Annotated in this window: 22 protein-coding genes and 5 pseudogenes; 11 read left to right on the forward strand and 16 right to left on the reverse strand. The window is 57.1% G+C overall.

All coding sequences use genetic code 11. The features are described from left to right. Positions 1-35: 35 nt before the first annotated feature. Positions 36-1,508 (reverse strand): cytochrome c oxidase subunit II, encoded by a 1,473-nt coding sequence (locus LOY38_RS23055; protein WP_258697198.1) that lies wholly within the window; start codon positions 1,506-1,508, stop codon positions 36-38. A 260-nt stretch (positions 1,509-1,768) separates the two neighbouring features. Between LOY38_RS23055 and LOY38_RS23060 the strand changes: the two genes are divergently transcribed. Next, the gene (locus tag LOY38_RS23060; RefSeq protein ID WP_258697199.1) at positions 1,769-2,104 is read left to right on the forward strand and encodes a hypothetical protein; all 336 of its coding nucleotides are present in this window, start codon (positions 1,769-1,771) and stop codon (positions 2,102-2,104) included. Between the two features lie 148 nt (positions 2,105-2,252). On the opposite strand, the pseudogene LOY38_RS23065 reads toward LOY38_RS23060, so the two are convergent. Beyond that, positions 2,253-2,372 (reverse strand): annotated as a pseudogene (locus LOY38_RS23065) (IS630 family transposase); the annotation flags it as partial. Positions 2,373-2,581: 209 nt separating this feature from the next. Between LOY38_RS23065 and LOY38_RS23070 the strand changes: the two are divergent. From LOY38_RS23070 to LOY38_RS23080, 3 genes and pseudogenes are all read left to right on the forward strand, one after another. After that, positions 2,582-3,112: a DUF4822 domain-containing protein gene (locus LOY38_RS23070; protein WP_258697200.1), complete on the forward strand. Its 531-nt coding sequence runs from the start codon at positions 2,582-2,584 to the stop codon at positions 3,110-3,112. A gap of 103 nt (positions 3,113-3,215) precedes the next feature. Beyond that, on the forward strand, positions 3,216-3,656 hold the full coding sequence (locus LOY38_RS23075) for a hypothetical protein (RefSeq protein WP_258697201.1): 441 nt from the start codon (positions 3,216-3,218) through the stop codon (positions 3,654-3,656). An 80-nt stretch (positions 3,657-3,736) separates the two neighbouring features. Continuing rightward, positions 3,737-4,182: pseudogene (locus LOY38_RS23080) on the forward strand (helix-turn-helix domain-containing protein); the annotation flags it as partial. 70 nt (positions 4,183-4,252) lie between these two features. Here the strand turns inward: LOY38_RS23080 and LOY38_RS23085 are convergent. Together LOY38_RS23085 and tam are read right to left on the reverse strand one after the other, a co-directional pair. Then, entirely contained in the window at positions 4,253-6,379 is a 2,127-nt protein-coding gene (locus LOY38_RS23085; RefSeq protein ID WP_258697202.1) for a TonB-dependent siderophore receptor, read from the reverse strand. Between the two features lie 183 nt (positions 6,380-6,562). Beyond that, positions 6,563-7,333 (reverse strand): trans-aconitate 2-methyltransferase, encoded by a 771-nt coding sequence (gene tam / locus LOY38_RS23090; RefSeq protein WP_258697203.1) that lies wholly within the window; start codon positions 7,331-7,333, stop codon positions 6,563-6,565. A 397-nt stretch (positions 7,334-7,730) separates the two neighbouring features. On the opposite strand from tam, the gene LOY38_RS23095 reads away from it, so the two are divergent. The 4 genes and pseudogenes from LOY38_RS23095 to LOY38_RS23110 all read left to right on the forward strand — a co-directional run bounded on the left by LOY38_RS23095 (position 7,731) and on the right by LOY38_RS23110 (position 10,540). After that, on the forward strand, positions 7,731-8,234 hold the full coding sequence (locus tag LOY38_RS23095; protein WP_007903283.1) for an inclusion body family protein: 504 nt from the start codon (positions 7,731-7,733) through the stop codon (positions 8,232-8,234). A gap of 124 nt (positions 8,235-8,358) precedes the next feature. Beyond that, the gene (locus LOY38_RS23100; protein ID WP_258700781.1) at positions 8,359-8,898 is read left to right on the forward strand and encodes an inclusion body family protein; all 540 of its coding nucleotides are present in this window, start codon (positions 8,359-8,361) and stop codon (positions 8,896-8,898) included. A gap of 476 nt (positions 8,899-9,374) precedes the next feature. Then, the gene (locus LOY38_RS23105; RefSeq protein WP_258697204.1) at positions 9,375-9,878 is read left to right on the forward strand and encodes an inclusion body family protein; all 504 of its coding nucleotides are present in this window, start codon (positions 9,375-9,377) and stop codon (positions 9,876-9,878) included. A 122-nt stretch (positions 9,879-10,000) separates the two neighbouring features. Then, positions 10,001-10,540, forward strand: a pseudogene (locus LOY38_RS23110) (AidA/PixA family protein). Between the two features lie 253 nt (positions 10,541-10,793). Here LOY38_RS23110 and LOY38_RS23115 read toward each other — a convergent pair. The 5 genes and pseudogenes from LOY38_RS23115 to LOY38_RS23135 all read right to left on the reverse strand — a co-directional run. After that, on the reverse strand, positions 10,794-11,297 hold the full coding sequence (locus tag LOY38_RS23115; protein WP_258697205.1) for a DUF4142 domain-containing protein: 504 nt from the start codon (positions 11,295-11,297) through the stop codon (positions 10,794-10,796). A 73-nt stretch (positions 11,298-11,370) separates the two neighbouring features. Next, positions 11,371-11,526, reverse strand: a complete 156-nt coding sequence (locus tag LOY38_RS23120; protein WP_258697206.1) for a stress protein — start codon at positions 11,524-11,526, stop codon at positions 11,371-11,373. 116 nt (positions 11,527-11,642) lie between these two features. Then, positions 11,643-12,992, reverse strand: coding sequence for a sensor domain-containing diguanylate cyclase (locus tag LOY38_RS23125; RefSeq protein WP_258697207.1), 1,350 nt, complete (start codon positions 12,990-12,992; stop codon positions 11,643-11,645). A 103-nt stretch (positions 12,993-13,095) separates the two neighbouring features. Continuing rightward, positions 13,096-13,734, reverse strand: a complete 639-nt coding sequence (locus LOY38_RS23130; RefSeq protein ID WP_258697208.1) for a LysE family translocator — start codon at positions 13,732-13,734, stop codon at positions 13,096-13,098. Between the two features lie 66 nt (positions 13,735-13,800). Beyond that, positions 13,801-13,905, reverse strand: a pseudogene (locus tag LOY38_RS23135) (glutathione transferase); the annotation flags it as partial. A gap of 200 nt (positions 13,906-14,105) precedes the next feature. Between LOY38_RS23135 and LOY38_RS23140 the strand changes: the two are divergent. After that, positions 14,106-14,849, forward strand: a pseudogene (locus LOY38_RS23140) (MFS transporter); the annotation flags it as partial. On the opposite strand, the gene yiaY reads toward LOY38_RS23140, so the two are convergent. Beyond that, positions 14,846-15,994, reverse strand: a complete 1,149-nt coding sequence (yiaY, locus tag LOY38_RS23145) for an L-threonine dehydrogenase (RefSeq protein WP_258697209.1) — start codon at positions 15,992-15,994, stop codon at positions 14,846-14,848. The pseudogene LOY38_RS23140 and the gene yiaY sit on opposite strands and share 4 nt — an antisense overlap. 156 nt (positions 15,995-16,150) lie before the next feature. Between yiaY and LOY38_RS23150 the strand changes: the two genes are divergently transcribed. Continuing rightward, positions 16,151-17,170 (forward strand): DUF4917 family protein, encoded by a 1,020-nt coding sequence (locus LOY38_RS23150; RefSeq protein WP_258697210.1) that lies wholly within the window; start codon positions 16,151-16,153, stop codon positions 17,168-17,170. An 86-nt stretch (positions 17,171-17,256) separates the two neighbouring features. Here the strand turns inward: LOY38_RS23150 and LOY38_RS23155 are convergent, their stop codons facing one another. From LOY38_RS23155 to LOY38_RS23165, 3 genes are all read right to left on the reverse strand, one after another. Beyond that, positions 17,257-17,601, reverse strand: coding sequence for a YegP family protein (locus LOY38_RS23155; RefSeq protein WP_258697211.1), 345 nt, complete (start codon positions 17,599-17,601; stop codon positions 17,257-17,259). Positions 17,602-17,791: 190 nt separating this feature from the next. After that, positions 17,792-18,097, reverse strand: coding sequence for a ribbon-helix-helix domain-containing protein (locus LOY38_RS23160; protein WP_007935755.1), 306 nt, complete (start codon positions 18,095-18,097; stop codon positions 17,792-17,794). Positions 18,098-18,111: 14 nt separating this feature from the next. Continuing rightward, entirely contained in the window at positions 18,112-18,693 is a 582-nt protein-coding gene (locus LOY38_RS23165; RefSeq protein ID WP_258697212.1) for a DJ-1/PfpI family protein, read from the reverse strand. Between the two features lie 272 nt (positions 18,694-18,965). Here LOY38_RS23165 and LOY38_RS23170 point away from each other — a divergent pair, with 272 nt between their 5' ends. Next, a complete protein-coding gene (locus LOY38_RS23170) occupies positions 18,966-19,871 on the forward strand; it encodes a DMT family transporter (protein WP_258697213.1) in 906 nt (301 codons plus the stop codon). Positions 19,872-19,930: 59 nt separating this feature from the next. On the opposite strand, the gene LOY38_RS23175 is transcribed toward LOY38_RS23170, so the two are convergent. From LOY38_RS23175 to LOY38_RS23185, 3 genes are all read right to left on the reverse strand, one after another. After that, positions 19,931-21,145, reverse strand: a complete 1,215-nt coding sequence (locus LOY38_RS23175; protein WP_258697214.1) for an SAM-dependent methyltransferase — start codon at positions 21,143-21,145, stop codon at positions 19,931-19,933. 152 nt (positions 21,146-21,297) lie between these two features. Continuing rightward, complete coding sequence (locus LOY38_RS23180; protein WP_258697215.1) at positions 21,298-21,915, reverse strand: TPM domain-containing protein; 618 nt, start codon at positions 21,913-21,915, stop codon at positions 21,298-21,300. Between the two features lie 58 nt (positions 21,916-21,973). Next, entirely contained in the window at positions 21,974-22,726 is a 753-nt protein-coding gene (locus tag LOY38_RS23185) for a YgcG family protein (RefSeq protein WP_258697216.1), read from the reverse strand. Positions 22,727-22,744 lie beyond the last annotated feature (18 nt).

The raw sequence follows: 22,744 nt of genomic DNA on the forward strand, positions 1-22,744 counted from the left end.
TTCGAAGTTTCGGTGCATTCCTGGCTGCTTTACGGCTACTTCCCTGGCTCCGCCTTGCTCGCATCAGCGTCGGCATTCGCTTTGGATTTGATAAAAGCGATCAGTGCGTTCAACTCCTGATCACTCGGAGCCAAGGCCGGCATGACGGCTGCGTAGCCTTTGACGATTTTGGCGCTGGGATTAAGAACCGAATCCTTTATATAGCCCTCATCGACCTTTATGCTCGTACCGTCGGCAAGGGTTTCGGTCTTGCCATACAGGCCCTGCCAACTGGGGCCGACGCCCTTACTGCCATCGACACTGTGGCAGGCCAGACAGCCGAGCGACTCGGCCAACCGCTGCCCCTGCGCCGCCAGGTCGTCACCTGGGCCCGGCGCTTCGCTGGCAGAAACTTCATCATCTTGCCGCGCGGCACCCAGTGATTTGATCAGGGCGACGAGTGCACCCAGTTCATCGTCATTGAGAGTATAGGTCACCATGACCGGCGGGTAGCCTTGTACCAGGCGGGCCTTCGGATCGAGGATCGACTCTTTCAGGTAGGCCTCATCGACCAGCACACGGGTGCCGTCGGCAAGCTGTTCAGTGCGCCCGTACAACCCCTTCCATCCCGGGCCGAGACTGGCACTGCCATCCTGGCTATGGCAGGCACCGCAGCCGTATTTTTCGACCAACAGGCGGCCTTTTTCCAGCACGCTATCCCGACTGGGCTTGGCAGCGGTCGTTAATGTCTGGGCAAAAGTCGGCTGGCTGCTCAGCCATTGATCGAAGGCGCCCTGCTCTTCCACGATCATCTGGCCGCGCATGTTGTAATGACCTACACCACAATACTCAGCACAAAGGATTTCATACTTCCCGGTTTTAGTCGGCGTAAACCAAAAGTACGACACCATCCCTGGCACCATGTCCATCTTGCTGCGAATTTGCGGCACATAAAAATTGTGCAGCACATCTTTAGAACGCAGTAAAACTTTTACCGGTTTATCGAGCGGAAGACGAACTTCATTGTTTTTTATCAGCACATCGTCCTGCCCGGCAGGATCTTTGGGATCAAGGCCGAAGGGATTGGCGGCATCAACAAACTTGATATCCGATTTGCCCAGCTTCCCGTCCTGGCCGGGAAAACGAAAGGCCCACTGCCACTGCTGGGCGATCACCTCAAGCTCATAAGCATTTTTCGGCACCCGGATGAAATCACTGTAAACAACCAGACCTGGCGCCAACATCCCGACAATGCCTACCGAGGTCACGACAATTAACCATAATTCCAACTTTTTACTTTCTGGCTGGTAATGCGCCCTGGAACCCTCCTTGTGACGATAACGCATCACGGCTACCGCCATGAATACCGTAATGGCGATGAAGAATATTCCGCTAATGATCAGGGTGATGAACAGGGTGGTGTCTATTGACCCCCAGTTGGAAGCTGCCGGTGTCGCATGCCAAGGCGCCAGTATGTGGAAGAGCACTGATGCAATAACGATTAGTATTAAGATAATTGCTATTGCCATTTTCTCGTCATCCTATGCCTGTTGCTCATTGGCTTGCAAAAGCATCACCACTAAACAGCATAGATTGAGAAGGCCAAGGCGCAGGCGCGGTCGAAGGTCGAACAAGGGAGGAAGGCAGGCAAGCGAGGCCCGGTTGCCAGCTATACTCAATTTCAGATTACGGACGGCAGAGGTCGGCCAGAAGCGCCCCCGATGACGTACCCTGCCCCGAGAAGAGACAAGAGCTGCCGAGTCCAGCAGTCCACGACGGAGGTTTCGTCATGAGTACCCTGACAATCGAAGGCTGGTGCAAAACCAGCCCCGACCAAAAGTCCACCCCGACGGGTGAAATCCATTTTTACGTCGACGGCCCCCTCCATCTGCGTCTGGAGCAAGCTGAGGAACGCCTGCAGAAGACCCATGAGCGTGAAGCCATGGTCGATGTCGACATGAGCTCAATGGAGTTGATCTTGCCAGAGGGATACGGCCCCTTGTCCGACTGCCAAATGCGCGTCTATTTGCACCATGAGCGCGGTCAGTTCCATTTGGTCGGGCATCGAGCGAGCGATGGAAGCCTGATCTATACCAACGCGGTTTTGATTGATCAGCTGCTTTAGAAGCACGATGTCCTGCCTCATCGACGAGAGCAGCGTATTTATCCCCGGGCCGTCAGGTTTAAATCCCCGAAGTATCCGTTTAGAAATAAAAATGCCAGTCAGACTAACTGACTGGCATTCCCCTTGAAGGGCCCTTTTGTACTCAACCATGCAGATCCAGTCCGTCTGGTGTGCTGCGTTCAATCTGTTGCAGAAAAGCCAGAAACTCCTTGACTCGATGGCGCTGGGTAATCCGTCCGATGACTTGGTCGGTCATGATATCGAAAGCCCTAATTTCGACATGTAGGAAAACTCCGACAACCAACACATCGAAAAACAAGTACGACAAAATATTACTTCAAAACAAGAAACACCAAATTGTTACAAGTCACTACCCCGCCATTGAACACCTCCCAATTCCCGACCTATACTTTTCACGCATTGAATTTGGATGATCAATAGCGAGAAACTAACAAAAATAGATAGGGAGTTATCCGCATGCAAAGAAACAACGTTACTTCTACATGCCTACTTCTTGCGGCATTGTTTTGTCCTCTCGGTAGTTTTGCGCAACAAGCCACTGCCACTGCCACTGCCGATACTCGGGCTCTGGCATCCTCTCCTCGATGGCTGACAACCAAGGTCTATATAGAGGGTTTACCGCAAACGGACGTAAAAGCGAATTATCCTGGAGTGGTCGGAATATCGACGTGGGATCCCGAACGCAATCGCTATGAGTTCTTTTACACCGATACGGGAAAATCAAAGTACAACAATGGTGGTGGAGGTTACTTTTTTGTCACTGGCGATCAAAAAAACCACATCTTAGTGCCCGATGTCGGGCCAACCAAAACCGTGATCAGGCGATTGGAAAAGTTGAACCCAGATGAATTCACCTATTCTCGCGAAGTGCCTCGCGACATGGTAGACAATAACCCTTTGGTGCGTATTTATGTAGTTCATACCCCCTACACCGGAACAATAGAAACAAAGTCCGCCATGAAGCCAGATGCAAACATCACAAACTGAAAGCAATCGCCCACAGTACACTAAATGATCCAGTCAGTTCCGCTGGAGTAGCGCTAACGCTTGAAACCAATCTTTTTTTCCGAATAAAACATGGAGTTTCAAAATGCAGAAATCACTCAAAACACTCCTTGTATCTACGCTGCTGATATCCTCGGCCTTCTGCGGCGTTGTCAATGCGCAGTCCACAACAAATTCCCCTGCAAAAAATGCCGTTGCCACGCCAGATAATGCCGTCATGCTGACCGTATTTTTAAAGCACGATCAATCACGGCCATTGGACGAACTAAAGGCTCAACTTGCCAAGCAAGGATTCTATAAGGCATTTCCACCTGCGGGAGTAGAGATTGTCAGTTGGAACATAATGATGGGTATCGGACAAGTCGTCACAGTGCGCTTCCCAGCCTCCCGTCTTGCTGAAGTAAACCTTGCACTTGAAAATACAGCGTGGGGAAGTTACAGAACCGAGTTCTATCCGACCTATGATTTCAAAGCGATAGCACTGGCGGAACAAAACAAAGCGCAGCAAACGCAAACTGCCCAGTGATGCTAGTTGACTGAGCGGTTAATTAATTTATCTACCGGTAACGTATACCGTGCGTCCAATGTCATGGATTGGTTATGCGCATGGCCCGACCTGCTTCCCCCTTTGCTTTAACGCCTTCCGATCTCATCGCCCTGCAAGGTTGGTTGCACATGAGTTCGCTGGAACATAGCCTCGCCCAGCGAGCGCGCATTCTGCTTCTACTGGCTGATGGATTGACGCCCAAGGCCGTCAGCGAGTAGTTGCAGATCACGCCGCCAACGGTATTCAAGTGGCGAAAACGTTATCGGGAGGCGGGAATCGAAGGGTTGAGCAATCTGCCGCGCAGCGGCCAGCCATTCAAACTTTGGCCCGAAACAATCAACGAAATCCTGACGTGTCCCCCCTGGAATCCACTCACAGGAGCGTTCGTTTGGTGGCCAAGTATGCGCGGGTCACCACGTGGCAGGTTCGGCTGGTCTGGGCCGCTTCCGACCCCAAACCCCATTGCCTGAAGAGCTTCAAAATCAGCAACGATCCTCATTTCGCCGGTACATAAGGCGAAGCTGAGCGTGATAGAAAATAAATCTATGGATTAACCGCCCGGGCCACTAGATCGTCTAGAGCGTGTAAGAAATACCGACCTGAACGGTTCTTGGCTCACCAGGGTAGGCATAAACATTGCCGAAGGCGCCTTCTTCATAGTCACGGTCGAACAGGTTCTTCACATCGAGATTAAGCCTGACCTGGTCATTGACCTTGTAGAAACCAAGCAGATCGACAACTGTGTAGCTGCCCATCGAAAACGCCGTGTTAGCGGTCTGGCCCGCACGTTCATCGACGTATTTACCCCCCACACCCAAGCCTAGCCCTTTGAAAGTGCCATCCTGGAACTCGTAGACGTTGAGCAGGCTGAAGCTGTTCTGCGGAATGTTCATCAGCCGGGTTCCCGACTGGATCACATTGTCCTTGGTGACCTCGGCATCGACATAGGCATAGCCGCCAATCACCCGCCATTCTGGAGTCAGATTGCCTGCCACGTTCAGATCAAAGCCACGGCTGCGTACTTCGCCAGCCGCCACGCTGAATGTAGAGTCCACGGGGTCGGTGGTGAGGACGTTGCGCTTTTCAATCTGGTATATCGCCGCGTCAACGCTCAACTGGCGATCCAGGGCTTCCCATTTGATACCCATCTCATAAGACTTGCCCTTTTCCGGCTCAAAGCCACCGCCCTGACGGCTGGCCCCCGTATTGGGCTTGAAAGAGCGTGCTGCATCGGCATACACCGCCACAGTATCGGTCAGGTCGTAAATCACCCCAAGACGCGGCGTCACCGCGTTGTCGCTCGCAGCCCAGCTTCTGCCACCCGGTACAAAGTTTTCGTATTCATGCTCAAAGCGCTCGAAACGGGCACCCGCCAAGACTTTTAAACGCTCGGTCAACGCTACCTGATCCTGAACGAAGGCCGCGTATGTCTTGAGGTTTTCCTTGTCGTTGGTCGGGGTACGGGTCAGGGCTGGACGAGGCTGGCCGTACACCGGATTGAAGAGGTCGATCGAATAGGCGCCGACCGCTCCGCTGGAGCGCTGGATGATGGACTTGTAGTCATAATCCTCGTACTCGACACCGGTCAACAGCGTGTGATCGAAGCCGCCCGTGGAGAAATGCCCGGTGAGGTTCAGTTGAGTGTCTTTGTCCGTCCATTCCAGCTTGCGGTAGCTGAAGTTACGACCCAGCGTGCGCCCATCAGCGGCGACACCATTGGCTTCAATTGCGTTGCCCTGCAAGGTGCCATCGAGCCATTGAAAACCACCACCCAATGTCCAGTCATCACTTAGCAGGTGCTCGAACCGCAGTTGCGCCATGTTGTTGTCGTTGTGTAATTTGCCCGCGTCTTTTTCACCGAAGAAGGTGTCACGGGATGCTGTGCCAATCTGATTCGGATAGCGCGTCACACCGCGATCCAGCGGGTGATTGTTGCGCATGAAGTCGCCCTCGAAAATCACCTTGGTGTCGTCGTTGGCCTGCCAGGATAGTACCGGTGTCACACCATAACGTTCGGTTTCGACATGGTCACGGAAGGTATCCCCGCCCTCGCCCACCACATTCAGGCGATACGCCAGACGACCTTCTTCGTCGAGCGGGCCAGAGGCATCCAGCGTGCCGCGCTGCATACCCTGGTCGTCCAGTTGGCTGCCCAGCGTTACCGTGCGTTCTGCCAGCGGCTGTTTGGAGACCACGTTGAACGTGCCACCAGGATCGCCCCGGCCATAGAGCATGGTCGCTGGGCCGCGCAGTACCTCCAGCCGCTCGATGGTGTTGGCATCAGGCATGTTCGGATAACCACGGTTGATCGGAAAACCGTTGCGATAAAACTCACCGGTGGTAAATCCACGCACCGTAAAAGTGGTCAGCCCCTGACCACCGAAATTGTTGGCCCGCCCCACTCCGCCAGCATAATCGAGTGCGTCCTGAAGACGAGTTGCACCGATGTCCTCTACAACATCCTTGGACACCACACTGATGGACTGCGGCGTCTCGTGAATCGCAGTGTCGGTTCGCGTCGCACTGGCCGACCGCGTTGCGTGATACCCCTTCACCGGCCCTTGTGCCGTTTCATAGTCCGTCGTACCGATGATGTCGGTCGCTTGCAACTCCAGACTGGTCTTTTCCGTAGCGGCTTGCTCTGCCCATGTAGAAGGAGAAAACGCCTGAAGCACACAGATAGAAAGCAGAGTACGACGCATTGATGATGAACCTTGGTGAAGAAGCCAAATGGAATGGCATACGTGCCAATAATTTGCGGCGAATGGTATACCGTACCGACAGCTTTTGATACGTATTCGCATTTGAATTCTTCACGGAGCTCACCAAAGGGCTCCAGGGACAAACCAACGGGACAAACGATCAAGCGTGTGTCCCTTTATTCGTCAGCGCGTCGCCACCATGAACAACCGCGGAAACGGCAGCAGCACCGAGCCATCGCTCAGCGCTGGATAAGCCTGCTCGATCGCCGTCTGATACTGCTTGAGATACTGCGCCCGCTGCGCGTCATCCAGCGGTTCGAGAAAAGGCCGCAAACCGGAGCCCTTGAACCACTCGACCACGCCCGATGCGCCGTCCGCGAGCGGGTGATAGTAAGTGGTGCGCCATACATCGACCCGAGTGCAGTGGGCACGCAGCATCGAGTAGTAGCCGCCAGCATCCTCCATTTCCGTTCGCAGGCCAGCGGCCCTTGCCAGTTTGTCAGCCCAAGGGCCGTTCGCGGCGACCTCGCGCATCAACCGGTGTGACGGTTCGTTGAGGTTGTCGGGCATCTGGATCGCCAGGCTACCGCCGGGCGCGAGCCTGGCCACCAATGAAGGCAACAACCGGGCGTGATCGGACAGCCACTGCAACACCGCGTTGGCGAAAATCACGTCGAACGGGCCGGTCTCGTTCCAGGTATCAATGTCAGCAGTGTCGAAACGCAGGTGAGGCAAGCGCTCGCGAGCGGCCTCGATCATATCGGGCGAACTGTCCACCCCTCGCACCGCGGCATTGGGAAAGCGCTGCACCAGCAACTCGGTGGAATTACCGGGGCCACAACCAATGTCGATTGCCGATCGAACGTCCACCGCGGGAATGGCGGCCAGCAAGTCACGCGCCGGGCGTGTGCGCTCATCTTCAAAAGCTACGTATTGTTTGGCGGACCAACTCATGTCGCTCTCCTGTCGGTACATGGTTGTAGCCAGAGGCCGACAACCGGTTCGCTACGATACATTGACCGGTGTGCTCTGCCCTATCTCGACTTTTTGAGAGCATAGGGATTTGAGTGAGTTTTCTCTTATCGCAAAAATCATTGAAAGCCATAACCAAAAGGACCGTTCGTCGACCGACTGGCAAAGCAGTTTTGACAGTATATAAATGACATCTATAGTCCTATCGCGGCCTGTTGGAAGGAACCCGACCCGTCATTTCAAGACAAGGAGCAAGGCCAGCTCGTCCCCTTGATCGAGTGGGTTCCCCAGTAGTGTGTTCGCAACGGCCGCAAGGCAAGCAAGCGTTGTCGTGCCTGGTAGGTAGCCAGGTAATCACTATGTTCAAAGGAGCTTCACTATGTCTCGAGTCACGGATGTACTTGTTTCGATCGACACTGAAACCATTCTGAAAAACTACCCGAACATCAGCAAAAATCCTGCTGCACCGACGATGATCGACGTCAATCATGTGTACATGGTGACCAATCAGAACAACGTGGTAAGTGGCCAGGCCGGTGGCGAGCTCAACTTGAAAGCCCAGGTAGGCGATTTGATTCGCTGGCGTGAAGCCAGCCTGTCGCTGGGCTTCGAGCAAGCGGTGATTTTCTACAAGTTCGTCGGTAACGCAGGCAACGAGTTGATCTCTACGCCCACGCCACGCAAGGCTACCGCCTCCTTTGCAGTCCCTAACACCAGCAATCCGTCGGTGCCCAGCTGCCAGAAGGTCGATAACCATTACTGGTCTTCGGAAACCCTTGCCTGCGGCAGCGTGACCTATCACTTCCAGTTTCTGATCGTGAATCGCGACTGCCAGATCATCGGCTGCTGCACATGGGATCCGTTCATTACCATCCGTAACTGATGCTGGGCCGGGCCCCTTGGCAACGAGGGGCCTACCGAGCTCGTTGCCGCCTCGGCTGGAACAGGATGTCTCACCCGAACCGAAGCGGTTACCGTTTTGCGTCAACATCATGAAAGGATCCATGATGACTTCCGAACCGATCACCTCCCCTTCGGCGGACGCCGTGATAGCCAGTAGTGTGCTGCTGATCGTCGATGCCGAATCGTTGCTTTCACGCTATCCACAACCCAGCCTTGAAGCGCAAAACCCGACTGTGATTGAAGACGGCTTCATCTTCTCCGTGAGTAGTAGCACGACGAAAAAAAATACTGAAAATGACAGTAAAATAACGCTGACAGCCAGCAATGGAAAGGTCTTCCATATTCGCGGCAGGACCGTCAGCCTGTTGGCCGAACATACGGTGGTATTTCACAACCTGACGGTGGACGATGCCGGGGTCCTTTCGCCGCCCAAACTGATCGTCCACAGCGACCAGGCAGTCCCCGCACCCGACCCCGCCAATCCGACCCAACCGGGTAGCCATAAGGCCGACGATCATTATTGGGAGTGCTCGCAACTGACCACGGGCGTGGCCACCTGCGAACTGAGCTTCATGCTGATCAACCAGCGCTGTGAAGCGGTGGGATACTTCAGCTGGAAAACTGAAGTGACGCTGTCGGCGTGAATAGAGCCCCGCAAAAAACCGGCCTCAAGGGCTAATGCCGATCAGTCAAGCTCTCTTGCTTGACCTTTGGCCGCAAGAATCAGAATCCGACGCCTGTACTGTCATCGGCGAGCGGGTGATAGCAAGTGGAGCGCCATACATCGACACGGGTGTCCTGCCCTATCCCGACTTTTAAAGGGCATAGGGTTTGAATGAGTCTTTTCTTATCGTCAATTCATTGAAAGCCATAACCAAAAAGACCGTTCGTCGAACGACAGGCAAAGCGATTTTGACAGCATTAAAATGGCATCTATAGTCCTACCCGCGGCCTGTTGGAAGGAACCCAACCCGTCATTTCAAGGCAAGGAGCATGGCCAGCTCGCACCCCGTGATCAAGTGGGTTCCCCAGTAGTGTGCTCGCAACGGCCGTAAGGCAAGCAAGCGTTGTCGTGCCTGGCAGGTAGCCAGGTAATCACTATGTTCAAAGGAGCTTTACTATGTCTCGAGTCACGGATGTACTTGTTTCCATCGACACTGAAACCATTCTGAAAAACTACCCGAACATCAGCAAAAATCCTCATACACCAACAACGATCGATTTCAGGCACGTTTATATGGTCACCAACCAGAACAACGTGGTCAGCGGCCAGGCCGGTGGTGAGCTGGACCTCAAGGCGCAGGTCGGCGATCTGATTCGCTGGCGTGAAGCCAGCCTGTCGCTGGGCTTCGAGCAAGCCGTGATTTTCTACAAGTTCATCGGTAACGTAGGCAACGAGTTGATCTCTACGCCCACGCCACGCAAGGCTACCGCCTCCTTTGCGGTACCCAACACCAGCAATCCGTCAGTGCCTAGTTGTCAGAAAGTCGACAACCATTACTGGTCCTCGGAAACCCTTGCGTGTGGTCGCGTGACCTACCACTTCAACTTCCTGATCGTGGATCGCGACTGCCAAATTATCGGCTGCTGTGCGTGGGACCCGTTCATTTCCATCCATAACTGACGATGGATCGGCCCCTTGGCAACGAGGGGCTACCTGGTTCGTTACCGCCTCGGCTGGAATGGATCTCTTGCTTGAACTGAAGCGGCTACGGTTTTGCTTCAACATCATGAAAGGAATCCATGATGACTTCAAAAGCGATTACTTCTCCTTCGGCGAGCATCGCGACAGCCAATAACGTGCTGCTGATCGTCGATGCCGAATCGCTGCTTCCCCGTTATCCGCACCCAAGTCTTGAACCAAAAAAACCAACTGTAATTGAAGATGATTTCATCTTCGCCATCAGCGGTACAACGACAACACAAAATGCTAAAAGTGACAGTGTAATTACACTGACAGCCAACAACAGAAAAGTCTTTCATCTCCGCGGCAGGACCGTCAGCTTGCTGGCCGAACACAGCGTGGTATTTCACAACATGACAGTGAGCGATGACTGAGTGCTTTCACCACCCAAACTGGTCGTCCACAGCGACCAGACAGTCCCCGCGCCCGACCCCGCCAATCCGACCCAACCGGGTAGCCATAAGGCCGGTGATCATTATTGGGAGTGCTCGCAACTGACCATGGGCGTGGCCACCTGCGAACTGAGCTTCATGCTGATCAACCAGCGCTGTGAAGCGATGGGGTACTTCAGCTGGAAAACTGAAGTGACGTTGTCGGCGTGAATGGATAGGCATAAAAACCGGCCTCAAGAACCTAATGCCAGTCAGTTCAGCTATCTCAGCCGCGACGCACTCTTTGTAGCAACTGCCGAAGCCTGCATTCGACTGCGCCGCAGTCGTAAAACCAGAGATTGCGGTGTGTCAGGCAGACCGCGCCAACCGGATTTACGACTGCTTTGCAGCCGAACACAGGCTTCGGCAGCTGCTACAAATTGCATGACGGTTTAACTGAGGCGTCACCCGCGCAACAGGCTGACTAGCGACCGGCTTGCAGAGCCCTGGCCATTTGCAGGTGGTTTTGCAGTTTGGGCAGGGTTTCTTCGGCGAACGCTTTGATTTGCGGCACATCCGTGGTCTGCGCCTGTTGTTGAAGTTGCTCGATGGCTTCCTGGGTGGTTTTTACCTGACTGTCGACGTACGCCTGATCAAAAGAGGCGTCGTCCTTCATCTCCGGTATCAAGGCTTTGGCCTTGTCGACCACCTCTTCGCGTGGCGCGACCGGTAAATCGAGTTGTTTGGCAATTTTCGCCAGATGCTGGTTTGCGGTGGTGCGATCGTTGATCACCACGATGGTGTAATCCTTGACCGCTTTGGATTCGGTTTTCTGATGCGCCAGGCGGCTGGCTTCGATATCGGCCATGCCTTTGGCCGACGCCTCGTTGACGAAGTCGGCGGGGGACTGGGCAAAGGCACTGCCGGCACACAGGCCCAGTAAGGCGGCAAAACTGGCATTGCGTAAGCGGGTGGCCATCCGGCTCATGGTCGCGCCCTCCTTCTAGAAATTCAAACGGGAGCTTGCGCCCCCGTCTATTAAACAAAACTACCGTCACCTATTACCGAGATTTCTGACCGCCTTTGCGGCCCATGCCGCCTTTGGCAGGGTCTTTATCAACAGTCGTGGTGGTAGTTTTCCCACCTTTGCGACCGGCTTCAGACGCCTTCGTTCGATCGATGGCGCTACCCGGGGTCGGAGTTTTTGAAGTAGGCATGGCTCTCATCCTCTTGGTGATGATCACAGCGAGCAGTCGCCCGCATAGGATATGAATTTCCATGACCTAAAAGGTTTAGAAAACCTGACAACGTCGCGACGAACGGTGACGGTCTTTCAGGCCCCGAGACGCAGATGATGCTGGCGCTTGGCGGCGTACATCGCCTCGTCGGCATGCCTGAACAGCTGATTTTCTTCGGTGCCATGCTCGGGGTATCGCGCGACGCCGATGCTCGGCTGGATGTTCAGGTTATGCCCGTCCAGGCGCAGGGGCTGAACCAGCACCTGGCGGATTTTTCCCGCCACATTCTCGGCGTCTTCCGCGGCGTGGAGGCTGTGCAACAACACGACAAACTCATCACCGCCGATGCGCGCTACCGTGTCGGTTTCTCGCACGCACCCCTTGAGCCGATTGGCGACCGCTTGCAGCAGCATATCGCCGACCGCATGACCGAGGGTGTCGTTGACTTGCTTGAAGCGGTCCAGGTCGACGTAGAGCAACGCCATTCGACCGGAGTCTGCCCGGGCCTGCGCCAGCGAGGCTTTAAGGCGTTCGCGCAGCAATTCGCGATTGGGCAACTGGGTCAGTTGGTCGTACTGGGCCATGCGCTGGAGCCGGGTATGCAATTGCTTGCGCTCGATCGCGGTTGCGACCTGGGCGCAGACATACTGCAGCAGCTCTTTGTCTTGCTCGGTGTAGCGCTCACCGCCCGGTATGCTTTTGACGATCAGCGCGCCGATGGTGCCGTTCTGCGAACTCAATGGCACGCCCAGCCAGCAGGGCGAATCCTGGCCCGCGACCAGCGCCGCAAAGCCCTCCGGCAGATTGTCCTGATCCGGGGTCAGCAGGATCGGCTGGCCACTGCGAATCACTTCGGCACACAGACGCCCGGTAACAGTCCCGGGCTGTTCGGGTTGCGACTCACGGTCGTCGACGTGATAGGGAAAATTCAGCTGTGCACAGTGCTCGTCATACAGCGCCACGGAGAAATTCAACGCCGGGAGCCATTCGCCGATGATCGAATGGATGCGTTTGAACAGCGCCAGCAAATCTTCGGCCGCGTGGGCCGCTTCGGAGATCGCATACAGCGCCGCTTGCCGGGACTCGGCCTGTTTGCGCTCGGTGATGTCGTGGGCCACGGCGATGCGCAATTGGTCGACCTCCGACCAGCGTGCCGACCAGAGAATGTGTGCCACCCGGCCATCCTTGCGCAGGTAACGATTTTCAAAGTTGAGCTTGGGCTCGCCCCCCATGATCTCCCGAGCGGCGTCGAGGGTGCGCTGTCGGTCGGCGGGATGGACCAGATCGATCATTGGCTGGCCGATCAGCTCGTCGGGGGTGTAACCGAAAATGCGCTCGCAGGCCGCGCTGACAAATACGAAGCGGCCTTGTTTGTCCACCGCACAGACGGCGTCCAGCAAGAGGTCGATGTAGCTCGCCAGTGGCGCGGAATTTCTGGTTTCCATTATGCCGAGAGCATGTCCGGACAATGCAACATTGAACAACCCTCCCTGACCGGTCATACGCCCACGCGATGACGATGCAGCCGACGCCTCCTTGCGCTCAGCCTCAAGCCTTGTTCGTCACCAGCCCCGGCAGCGCGTGTACCAGGGCATTGATGGCGAAACCGATGAACATCAGCCCGCACAACCGGGTGATCGCCAGTTCATGGCGCTGATACAAGGTGCGCACCTGTTGCGCACCGACAATACCGATGAGAATAGCGTAGGCCATAAGGCCACCGACGAAGCTCAGGATGATCAGCCATGGCAGCATTGACCAATGCAGCAATTCTGCACGGCTGGACAGCAGCGCAGTAAAGGTCGCCACCGCCACCGGATAGGCCTTGGGGTTGGTCAGGCCGAACACAATGCCGTGCCAGAACGGCTGCCGCGCCGGGCCTTGAGGAGACTCGGTACTGGCGCGGCGAGCGCGAACCGCGCGCAGGCCAAGCCAGAACAGGTAGAGCCCGCTGAGCACACCCAGCACATCGAACGCGGCGCTGCCGATTTCCCGCGCGCCGACAATTGCGATCAGCGCAGTGCTGCACCAGACCACATCGCCCAGCAAATGCCCGCACAGAAACCCCGCTCCGGCCCGCCGCCCGCGTGCCGCGCCGATGCCGAACACCGCCAGCACCCCCGGCCCCGGCGTGATGCCATAAATGAAGCCCGAGGCGAGAACGGCCATTAGCAGCGATGGGGTCATTGGAAGTCCTTTTGAAACGCTTGGGGTGAATGCACGCCAGTCTATCTCAGTGCCCGGAACATCGACTCACTGATCGTCGAAGAACGTCATCCCCGCATACGGCCGTTGCCGACAAGCCGCCAGCCGCGACGCCAGATCCCCGACATGCGCCTCAAGCTTGTGCCCGTCCGGGCGAGAGTCAGGGTGGTTGAGGCCGGTCAGCATGGATTGGGTTACCTTGAGTCGCTCTGGCGGGTTCCGAACGGAGCGTACAACTTAAATGCCCTTGAGCGTAGAGCTGCTGGGGCTTTGTTGGCTGTGAGTCAGTCTTCGCGAGCAAACCCGCCACACATTTGATTTGTGGTGCACCGAATATCGAATCCGGCACAAATCTGGGTATCGGCCAATACCTGGGGTCGATCATCCTGCAGGTGCTGGGCTGGTCGGCGATTTTCTGCGTGTTGGGTGGTGTGAGCCTGTTGATGGCGGTGGTGGTGGCGCGGGTCACGTTCCCGGTACTGGCAGAAGAGAACACACCGTCATCCGCCTGGACGAGCTACTGGCACATTCTGCGTCATCGGGCCTTCCTGCTGCCGGCCCTCGCCGGTGGTCTGGGGTACGGGGTGATCGTCGCGTTCAACACGGCGGCTCCGCTGATTCTGCAAGGCGCCTTCAACTGGTCGGCAGTGGAATACGGATTGTTGGGCTGGCCAATCAGCGCGGCCTATTTTCTCGGGGCTGTGGCGGTCAATCGCTTTGTGCTGCGCACGGGTCAGCGCCAACTGATGGCGGCGGGCGTTGGACTGATGCTGGTCGGCAGCGCAGTCATGTTGCTGGGGAGCATCGCCGGCACTTCAATAGCGCTGCTGTTCTGGTTGCCCTATTGTTTTGCGGTGTTTGGCCAGTCGCTGAATTACCCGATCAGCCTGTCCCTGGCCAATGACGGTTCACCGGTCGGCGGTGCTTATGCGATGGCGTTGAGCGGTTTCATTCACCAACTGATGGCCGCCGTAATCGGCGGTATCGCCAGCCTGATAGCCAGCCAGCAGGCATGGCCGCTGTCGCTGCTTTGCACCTTGCTGGCCTTGGGCGCGCTGCTTTGCGCAGTGCTCGCGCCCGGCCGTAGAACCGCTTAGAACGCGCTGCGGAAAATCTCCTCGATCTGCCGCTGATCCGCCGGCCGTGGATTGGTCAGTCCGCAGGCATCTTTCAGGGCATTGCTGGCGAGAACCGGGATGTCGTTGAGCCTGGCACCGAGTTCACGCAAACCGGCGGGAATGTCCACATCCCTGGCCAGGCCGCGAATGGCCGCGATCGCTGCTTGCGCACCCTCTTCCGGGCGGAACCCACGAATGTCGGCGCCCATTGCCCGGGCCACATCGGTCAGACGATCGGCACACACCAACGCATTGAAGCTTTGCACATGAGGCAGCAGCACCGCGTTGCACACGCCATGGGGCAAGTCGTAAAACCCGCCCAACTGGTGCGCCATGGCATGGACATAGCCCAGGGACGCATTGTTGAACGCCATCCCGGCGAGGAACTGCGCGTAAGCCATGTTTTCCCGCGCGATCATGTCACTGCCGTCCTGTACGGCCAGGCGCAGATTATGGCTGATCAACGTGATGGCTTTCAGCGCACAGGCATCGGTAATCGGGTTGGCCGCCGTGGAAACGTAGGCTTCGATGGCGTGGGTCAGTGCATCCATGCCGGTGGCGGCGGTCAGGCCCTTGGGCATGGCGACCATCAGCGCCGGGTCGTTGACTGATAGCAGCGGCGTAACGTTGCGGTCGACAATGGCCATTTTAACGTGACGGGATTCGTCGGTGATGATGCAAAAGCGGGTCATCTCGCTGGCGGTGCCGGCGGTGGTGTTGATCGCGATCAGCGGTAGTTGGGGTTTGGTCGACTGGTCGACACCTTCGTAGTCACGAATCGTCCCGCCGTTAGTGGCACACAAGGCGATGCCCTTGGCGCAGTCGTGAGGCGAACCGCCGCCCAGAGACACCACGAAATCACAGCGACTTTCCTTGAGCAAGCCCAGGCCACGCTCGACGTTGGCGATGCTCGGATTCGGCTTGGCACCGTCGAAGATCACCGAATCGATGTCCTGCAGCGCCAGTTTCCCGGCAATCATCTTCGCCACGCCCGCCTCGGCCAGCCCGATGTCGGTGACGATCAACGCCTTGCGAAAACCATACTTCCCAATGGCGTCCATGGCTTCGTCGAGGCAACCGGAGCCCATGATGTTCACGGCAGGGATGAAAAACGTACTACTCATGAGCGTGTCTCCTGGCTGAAGCCGAATCAACAGCACCGATCCGGCGGGTGCGCACAGGATCGACCCATTAGTCGTGCGGTAACTTGATCTGGCTCAAGTCCGGGTCGTGATAAAGTCGCCGTCCATCAGACCTTTTGCTTTGAGACAACGAACGCAATGACCGATTTCCAGGATGTCGATGCCCAACTTGAAGACTGGAACGCCTTGCGCACCACCGCCTCGTTCGGCGGCTTGTTAGTGGGTAACGGCGCCAGCCGCGCAGTGTGGGACGACTTCGGCTACGACTCGCTGTTCGAAAACGCCCGCACTGTCGAAGAAAAGCCTCTGAGCCAATCCGAACTGAGCGTGTTCGACGCGATGCAGACGCGCAGTTTCGAGCAGGTTCTCAGCGCGCTGAAAACCACCAGCCGCGTGAACAAGGCATTGGCCGTCAGCTCTGCCGCACCGCGTAATCGCTATTACGCGATCAAGGAAGCGCTGATCAACACCGTGCATGCAATACACATCCCGTGGCGGTTGGTGAAGGCTTCGACGCTGGTGACGATCAACCAGGAACTGGGCAGCTATCGGACGGTGTTCACCACCAATTACGACCTGCTCAACTATTGGGCGATTCAGCACCGGCCGGACGTCATTACCGATCTGTTCCAGGGCACCGAGCCACGTTTTGATCTGAGCCTCACCGCAACGGACAAAACCCGGCTGCTGTACCTGCACGGCGGTCTGCATCTGGTGCGCAATCAGGACGGCACGGCGCGCAAACTGATGTCGACCGAGGGCACGTTGCTCGGCAGTTTCGCGATCAACAATACGATCAAGACCCTCGACGACGTGCCGCTGTTCGTCAACGAAGGCCCGGTTCAAGACAAGCTCAAGACCATTCGCAGCTCGGATTACCTGTCGTTCTGCTACGACCAATTACTCGGCCATGCCGACGGGTTGTGTATCTTCGGGCATGCCCTTGGCGAGCAGGACAGTCACATCATTCATGCGTTGCGCCAGGCGAAGCCGAAGACAGTGGCGATCTCGATTTATCCACGCAGCAAGGCGTTCATCCAGCATCAGAAGCGGCATTACGCGAAGGTGTTTGAGGGGACGGGTGTGGAGTTGCGGTTTTTTGATTCGAAGACGCATGCACTCGGTAGTCCGAAATTATCCGTTCCGGTCGAAGCTTAGCGGCGACGGGGCCAACGCCTTCGCGAGCGGTGTACGCCAAGCCCGCTCCCACACTGGATGGGTATCGGGCTTAGCAAACGGCAGGGTCAGAGCACCGGCAAGGTCTTGTCCTTGATCACCGTGGTCGGGCCGTTGGCCTTGACGCTGGCGATGCCTTTATCCCTCGCTGCATCGGAGGAGTAGGACTCGCTGCTGCCGATGACCTGATGGTTGGCAGCCTTGAGGTTGAAGTAAGGATGACCGTCCTTGGTGTTTTTTTTCTCGTAGCGTTCGTCCAGCGGGCTGTTGGCCTGAACCGAGGCGATACCGCTGTCGGCCGCACCGCGCGTGGTGTACAGCTCGCTGACCAGAATGGTTTCGGCGTTGGCCGCTTTCAATACAAACTTGAATTGACCGTTGCTGGTTTTGCTCACTTCGTACCATCCAGACATGCTTGTTCTCCTTGGCGATTGAGAGGTTGCGCGCTTCAGAGTAAAGACCAAGCCGGGATTTCTGTCGCCTGTACCGGCCTCTTCGCGGGCAAGCCCGTTCCCACAGTTGACCGAGTTGTTCAGAAGGTGCGGTCTGATGTGGGAGCGGGATTGCCCGCGAAGAGGCCGGTAAGGTCTAAACAAAACCGTCCTATTTCACCACCGCCCGCACCACCGACAACTCAGGTGCCTGCACCCGACGCTGGCTCAAATAGCGCATGCAACTGACCCGCAAGAACGAGGCGAAATTCACCACTTCGCCGCGGTAGTCCATCACCTCTTCATACAACTTGGCGATCAACTGATTGGTCGTCATACCGTCGACCTCGGCGATTTCGCTGAGAATGTCCCAGAACTGATTCTCCAGCCGCAGGGTGGTCACCACCCCGCAGATGCGCAGCGAGCGGGAGCGCGATTCGTAGAGTATCGGATCGGCTTTGACATAGAGCTCGCACATGAACAGGTCCCTCGTTACAGCGTGATTTTGGTACCCAGCAACCCGAGGAAACCGGCCAGCCAGCTCGGGTGCGCCGGCCAGGCCGGAGCAGTGGCCAGATTGCCTTGAACGTGGCCTTCCGTCACTGGGATATCGATGTACGTGCCACCAGCCAGGCGCACTTCCGGGGCACAGGCCGGGTAGGCGCTGCACTCGCGACCTTCAAGAATGCCTGCGGCGGCGAGCAATTGCGCGCCGTGACACACGGCGGCGATCGGTTTGCCGGCCTTGTCGAACGCTCGCACCAGGTCCAGGACTTTTTCGTTCAGGCGCAGGTACTCCGGTGCACGACCGCCCGGCACCAACAGCGCGTCGTAGTCCGCGGCGTCGACTTTGGCGAAATCGAAGTTCAAGGCAAACAGGTGACCGGGTTTCTCGCTGTAGGTCTGGTCGCCTTCGAAGTCATGGATCGCTGTGCGCACGGTCTGACCGGCGGTTTTGTCCGGGCAAACGGCGTGTACCGTGTGGCCGACCATCAGCAGCGCCTGGAAGGGCACCATCACTTCGTAGTCTTCGACGTAATCGCCGACCAGCATCAGAATTTTTTTAGCCGCCATGGGGAGGACTCCTCTGGAAAATGCGTGGGCATGCAGGAGTATTCAAGGTAGTCCTTATCTGGCGGGGTGGGTAATAACCAGCTACTACGGCGTTATCGTTCATCGCGAGCAGGCTCGCTCCCACATTGGAATGCATTCCCCTGTGTGCGAGCCTGCTCGCGATGGCGTCCTCAAACTGTACGCCTAACTCTGCGCCTAGCTGTAACAGCAGCTCACCTCGTGTTTATGGCTAGATAAAGGCTCTTCCGCCACCCTCAATTCTGGTTGCCATCATGTCCTCGCGCGAAAACACTGGCATGGCCCTCGGCCTGCTCGGTGTCGTTATCTTCAGCCTGACCCTGCCCTTCACACGGATCGTCGTGCAGGAACTCCATCCACTGCTCAACGGCCTCGGCCGTGCGCTGTTTGCGGCGATTCCGGCAGCACTTTTATTGCTGTGGCGCCGGGAAAAATGGCCCACCTGGAAACAGGTCAAAGGCCTGACGCTGGTGATCGCGGGTGTCATCCTCGGCTTCCCGGTGCTGTCGGCCTGGGCCATGCAGACGTTGCCCGCCTCCCACGGTGCATTGGTCAACGGCTTGCAACCGCTGTGCGTGGCGCTGTATGCCGCGTGGCTGTCCCATGAGCGCCCGTCGAAAGCCTTCTGGGCCTGCGCCGCGCTGGGCAGTGCGTTGGTGCTCGGTTATGCATTGATCAGCGGCGCCGGCAGTATTCAGGCCGGTGACTTGCTGATGCTCGGCGCGATTGCCGTGGGTGGGCTCGGTTATGCCGAAGGCGGCCGGTTGGCCAGGGAGATGGGTGGCTGGCAGGTGATCTGCTGGGCGCTGGTGCTGTCGACACCGCTGCTGATCGGGCCGGTGGTGTACCTGGCGCTGCAACATCAGGGCGAAATTTCGGCGAAAACCTGGTGGGCCTTCGGTTACGTCTCGCTGTTTTCGCAGTTCATCGGGTTCTTTGCCTGGTACGCCGGGCTGGCCATGGGCGGCATTGCCCGGGTCAGCCAGATCCAGTTGCTGCAAATCTTCTTCACGATCGCGTTTTCGGCGTTGTTCTTCGGTGAACATGTCGAGCCGATTACCTGGCTGTTTGCGGCCGGGGTGATCGTGACGGTGATGTTGGGGCGCAAGACCGCAATCAAACCCCATGTGGGAGCGAGCCTGCTCGCGAAGGGGGCTTAACATTCAACACTTATGCCGACAGTTAAGCCGCCTTCGCGAGCAGGCTCGCTCCCACAGTTTTAGAGAAAGCCGTCGGCCCGCAGCAGGGTTTCCAGGCAATGCTCGCTGATGTGGTAGAAATCCTTCAGTTCCTGAATCTTCACCAACAACTGAGCCGGGTCCACCGGCTCGGCGCGTTTGACCGCCAGAATCATCTTGTTCTTGTTGGTGTGGTCCAGTGAGATGAACTCGAACACCTTGGTCTCGTAGCCGCAGGCTTCCAGAAACAGTGCACGCAAACTGTCGGTGACCATTTCCGCCTGCTGGCCCAGGTGCAGACCGTATTGCAGCATCGGCTTGAGCAGCGCCGGGCTCTGGATTTGCAAGCGAATCTGTTTGTGACAGCACGGCGAGCACATGATGATCGAAGCGCCCGAACGAATGCCGGTGTGAATCGCATAGTCGGTGGCGATGTCGCAGGCGTGTAACGCGATCATCACGTCCAGTTCGCTCGGCGCCACGCTGCGTACATCACCGCATTTGAACACCAGCCCCGGATGCTCCAGCTTCGCCGCCGCGCTGTTGCACAGGTTGACCATGTCTTCGCGCAACTCGACGCCAGTCACCTCACCTTCGGCTTTCAAGGTGTTGCGCAGGTAGTCGTGGATCGCGAACGTCAGGTAACCCTTGCCCGAACCGAAATCCGCCACCCGTACCGGTTTGTCCAGCGACAACGGCGACGAGGTCAGCGCATGGCTGAAGACCTCGATGAACTTGTTGATCTGCTTCCACTTGCGCGACATCGCCGGGATCAGCTCATGCTGCGCGTTGGTCACGCCGAGGTCTTTGAGGAACGGCCGGCTCAGGTCGAGGAAGCGGTTCTTCTCGCGGTTGTGCTCGGCGGACGGCACTTCGCGCAATTGCTGAGGCTTGCTCTTGAACAGCGAAGATTTGCCCTTCTTGCTGTATTCGAGCTGGGCTTCGTCGGTCAATGACAGTAAATGCGCATTTTTGAACGAGACCGGCAACAGTGCGGCGATGGTCGCCACGCCTTCGGCAAGCGGCAGGTTTTTGGTGATGTCGCGGGTTTTGTAGCGATAGACGAAGGACAGGCATGGCTGATCCTTGACCGTCAGCTGCTTGATGATCAGCCGCTGCAAATCCGCTTCGCCACCGACGTACTTGGCCAGCACCAGTTTGATGAAAGCATTCTGGTCGAGGCTGGTTTGCAGCAGGTCGATGAACTGGGCGTGATGATCCGGCGCGAGGCTGGCGGGAGTGGCGGTGACAGACATGGGAAAAAACGGCCTCGGGCGGTGCGGATCGGGGAATGGTGGGTATTTTAGGGGGGATGGCCGTTCGGGACACGCAGTTATTTGCCGAACGGTGCGAATCCTGCGGCGAGTGAGCCCCCTCGCCACAAAAGCGGCTGAAGGCTGCGATCTTTTTAGTTCAACACCACCAACCGATTCGGTAACTCATTGCGCACATGGGTCACCGGCACATGCACCTTGAGCAACTCGCCGCACGCCTCGATGCACGTCACAAAGCCCTGCAACGTCTGCCCCTGTTTCACCTGTTGCGTGAACGCGGCCACGATCGCATCCCAGTTCTTGTTGTCCAGCCGCTTGGAAATCCCTTCATCCACCAGAATTTCCACATAGCGCTCGGCCTCGGAGACGAAAATCAGCATGCCGGTGCTGCCCACGGTGTGGTGCAGGTTTTGCTCCAGGAACTGCCGACGCGCCAGGTTCGACGCCCGCCAGTGACGCACCGAGCGCGGGATCAGGCGCGTGGTGACTTTCGGAATCCGGAACACCAGGCACAACACGATGAAGCTGAGCCATTGCACCAGCAACAGGCTGTGCATGGTCAGCCAGCCCGTCAGGTAATGCACGATGCCCGGCACCACCAGCGCCAACAGACTGGCCCAGAGCAGCGGGATGTACGCGTAATCGTCGGCGCGAGCCGCAAGCACCGTGACCAGTTCGGCGTCGGTGTCGTGCTCGACCCGGGCAATCGCCTCGGCGACTTTGCGTTGTTCGTGTTCAGTCAGTAATGCCATGGTTATGAATGCCTGCTCGCTATTATTTTTACCTGCAATGTTATGACCCTCAGTGTTATCACCAACCGCCCGACGAACCGCCGCCCCCGAAACCGCCCCCGCCGCCGCTGAAGCCCCCGCCGCCATCTCCACTGCCGCTGCCCCCATCAGAGCCGCTGCCGTAGAATATGTCGTCAGACGAGCTTCGTCCCCTTGAGCCCACTACGCCGAGCATGTTCAGGAACCAGTACGTAATCAAAAAAGGCAATGCCATGATAAAAAGCATACCCACGCCATTGGCAAATATCTGGCTAAACGACTCTTCGTCTTCCGGCGGCCCCACGTTCAGCGGGTTGCCACCCAGCACCACCAGCATGGCGGCCACGCCGTCACTGATGCCCTTGCTGAAATTGCCTGTCTTGAACGAGGGAGTGATCACCTGATTGATGATCACTGAACTCTGGGCATCGGTCAGGCGATCTTCCAGTCCATACCCGACTTCGATGCGCAACTTGCGGTCGTCACGGGCGACGATCAGCAAGGCACCCGTATTTTTGTCCTTCTGGCCGATGCCCCAGTGGCGTCCCAGCTGATAACCGAAGTCTTCGATGCTGGCGCCCTGCAGGTTTTCCACAGTGACCACTACCACCTGTTCACCGGTGGCCTTTTCGTGAGCCTGGAGCTGTTGCGTCAATTGCTCGCGCACCCCGGGCTCGATCAATCGGGCGTTGTCCACCACCCTTGCGGTCAGTGCCGGAAACGTCAATTCGGCCTGGGCCGTGAGCGCCATGGCGCACAACAATAGCGCCAGGCCTATTCTAAAAACACGCATTGGAACCTCATCCCTGAT

This window comes from Pseudomonas sp. B21-015 (genome assembly GCF_024749285.1).
In the GTDB taxonomy this organism is placed as follows: domain Bacteria; phylum Pseudomonadota; class Gammaproteobacteria; order Pseudomonadales; family Pseudomonadaceae; genus Aquipseudomonas.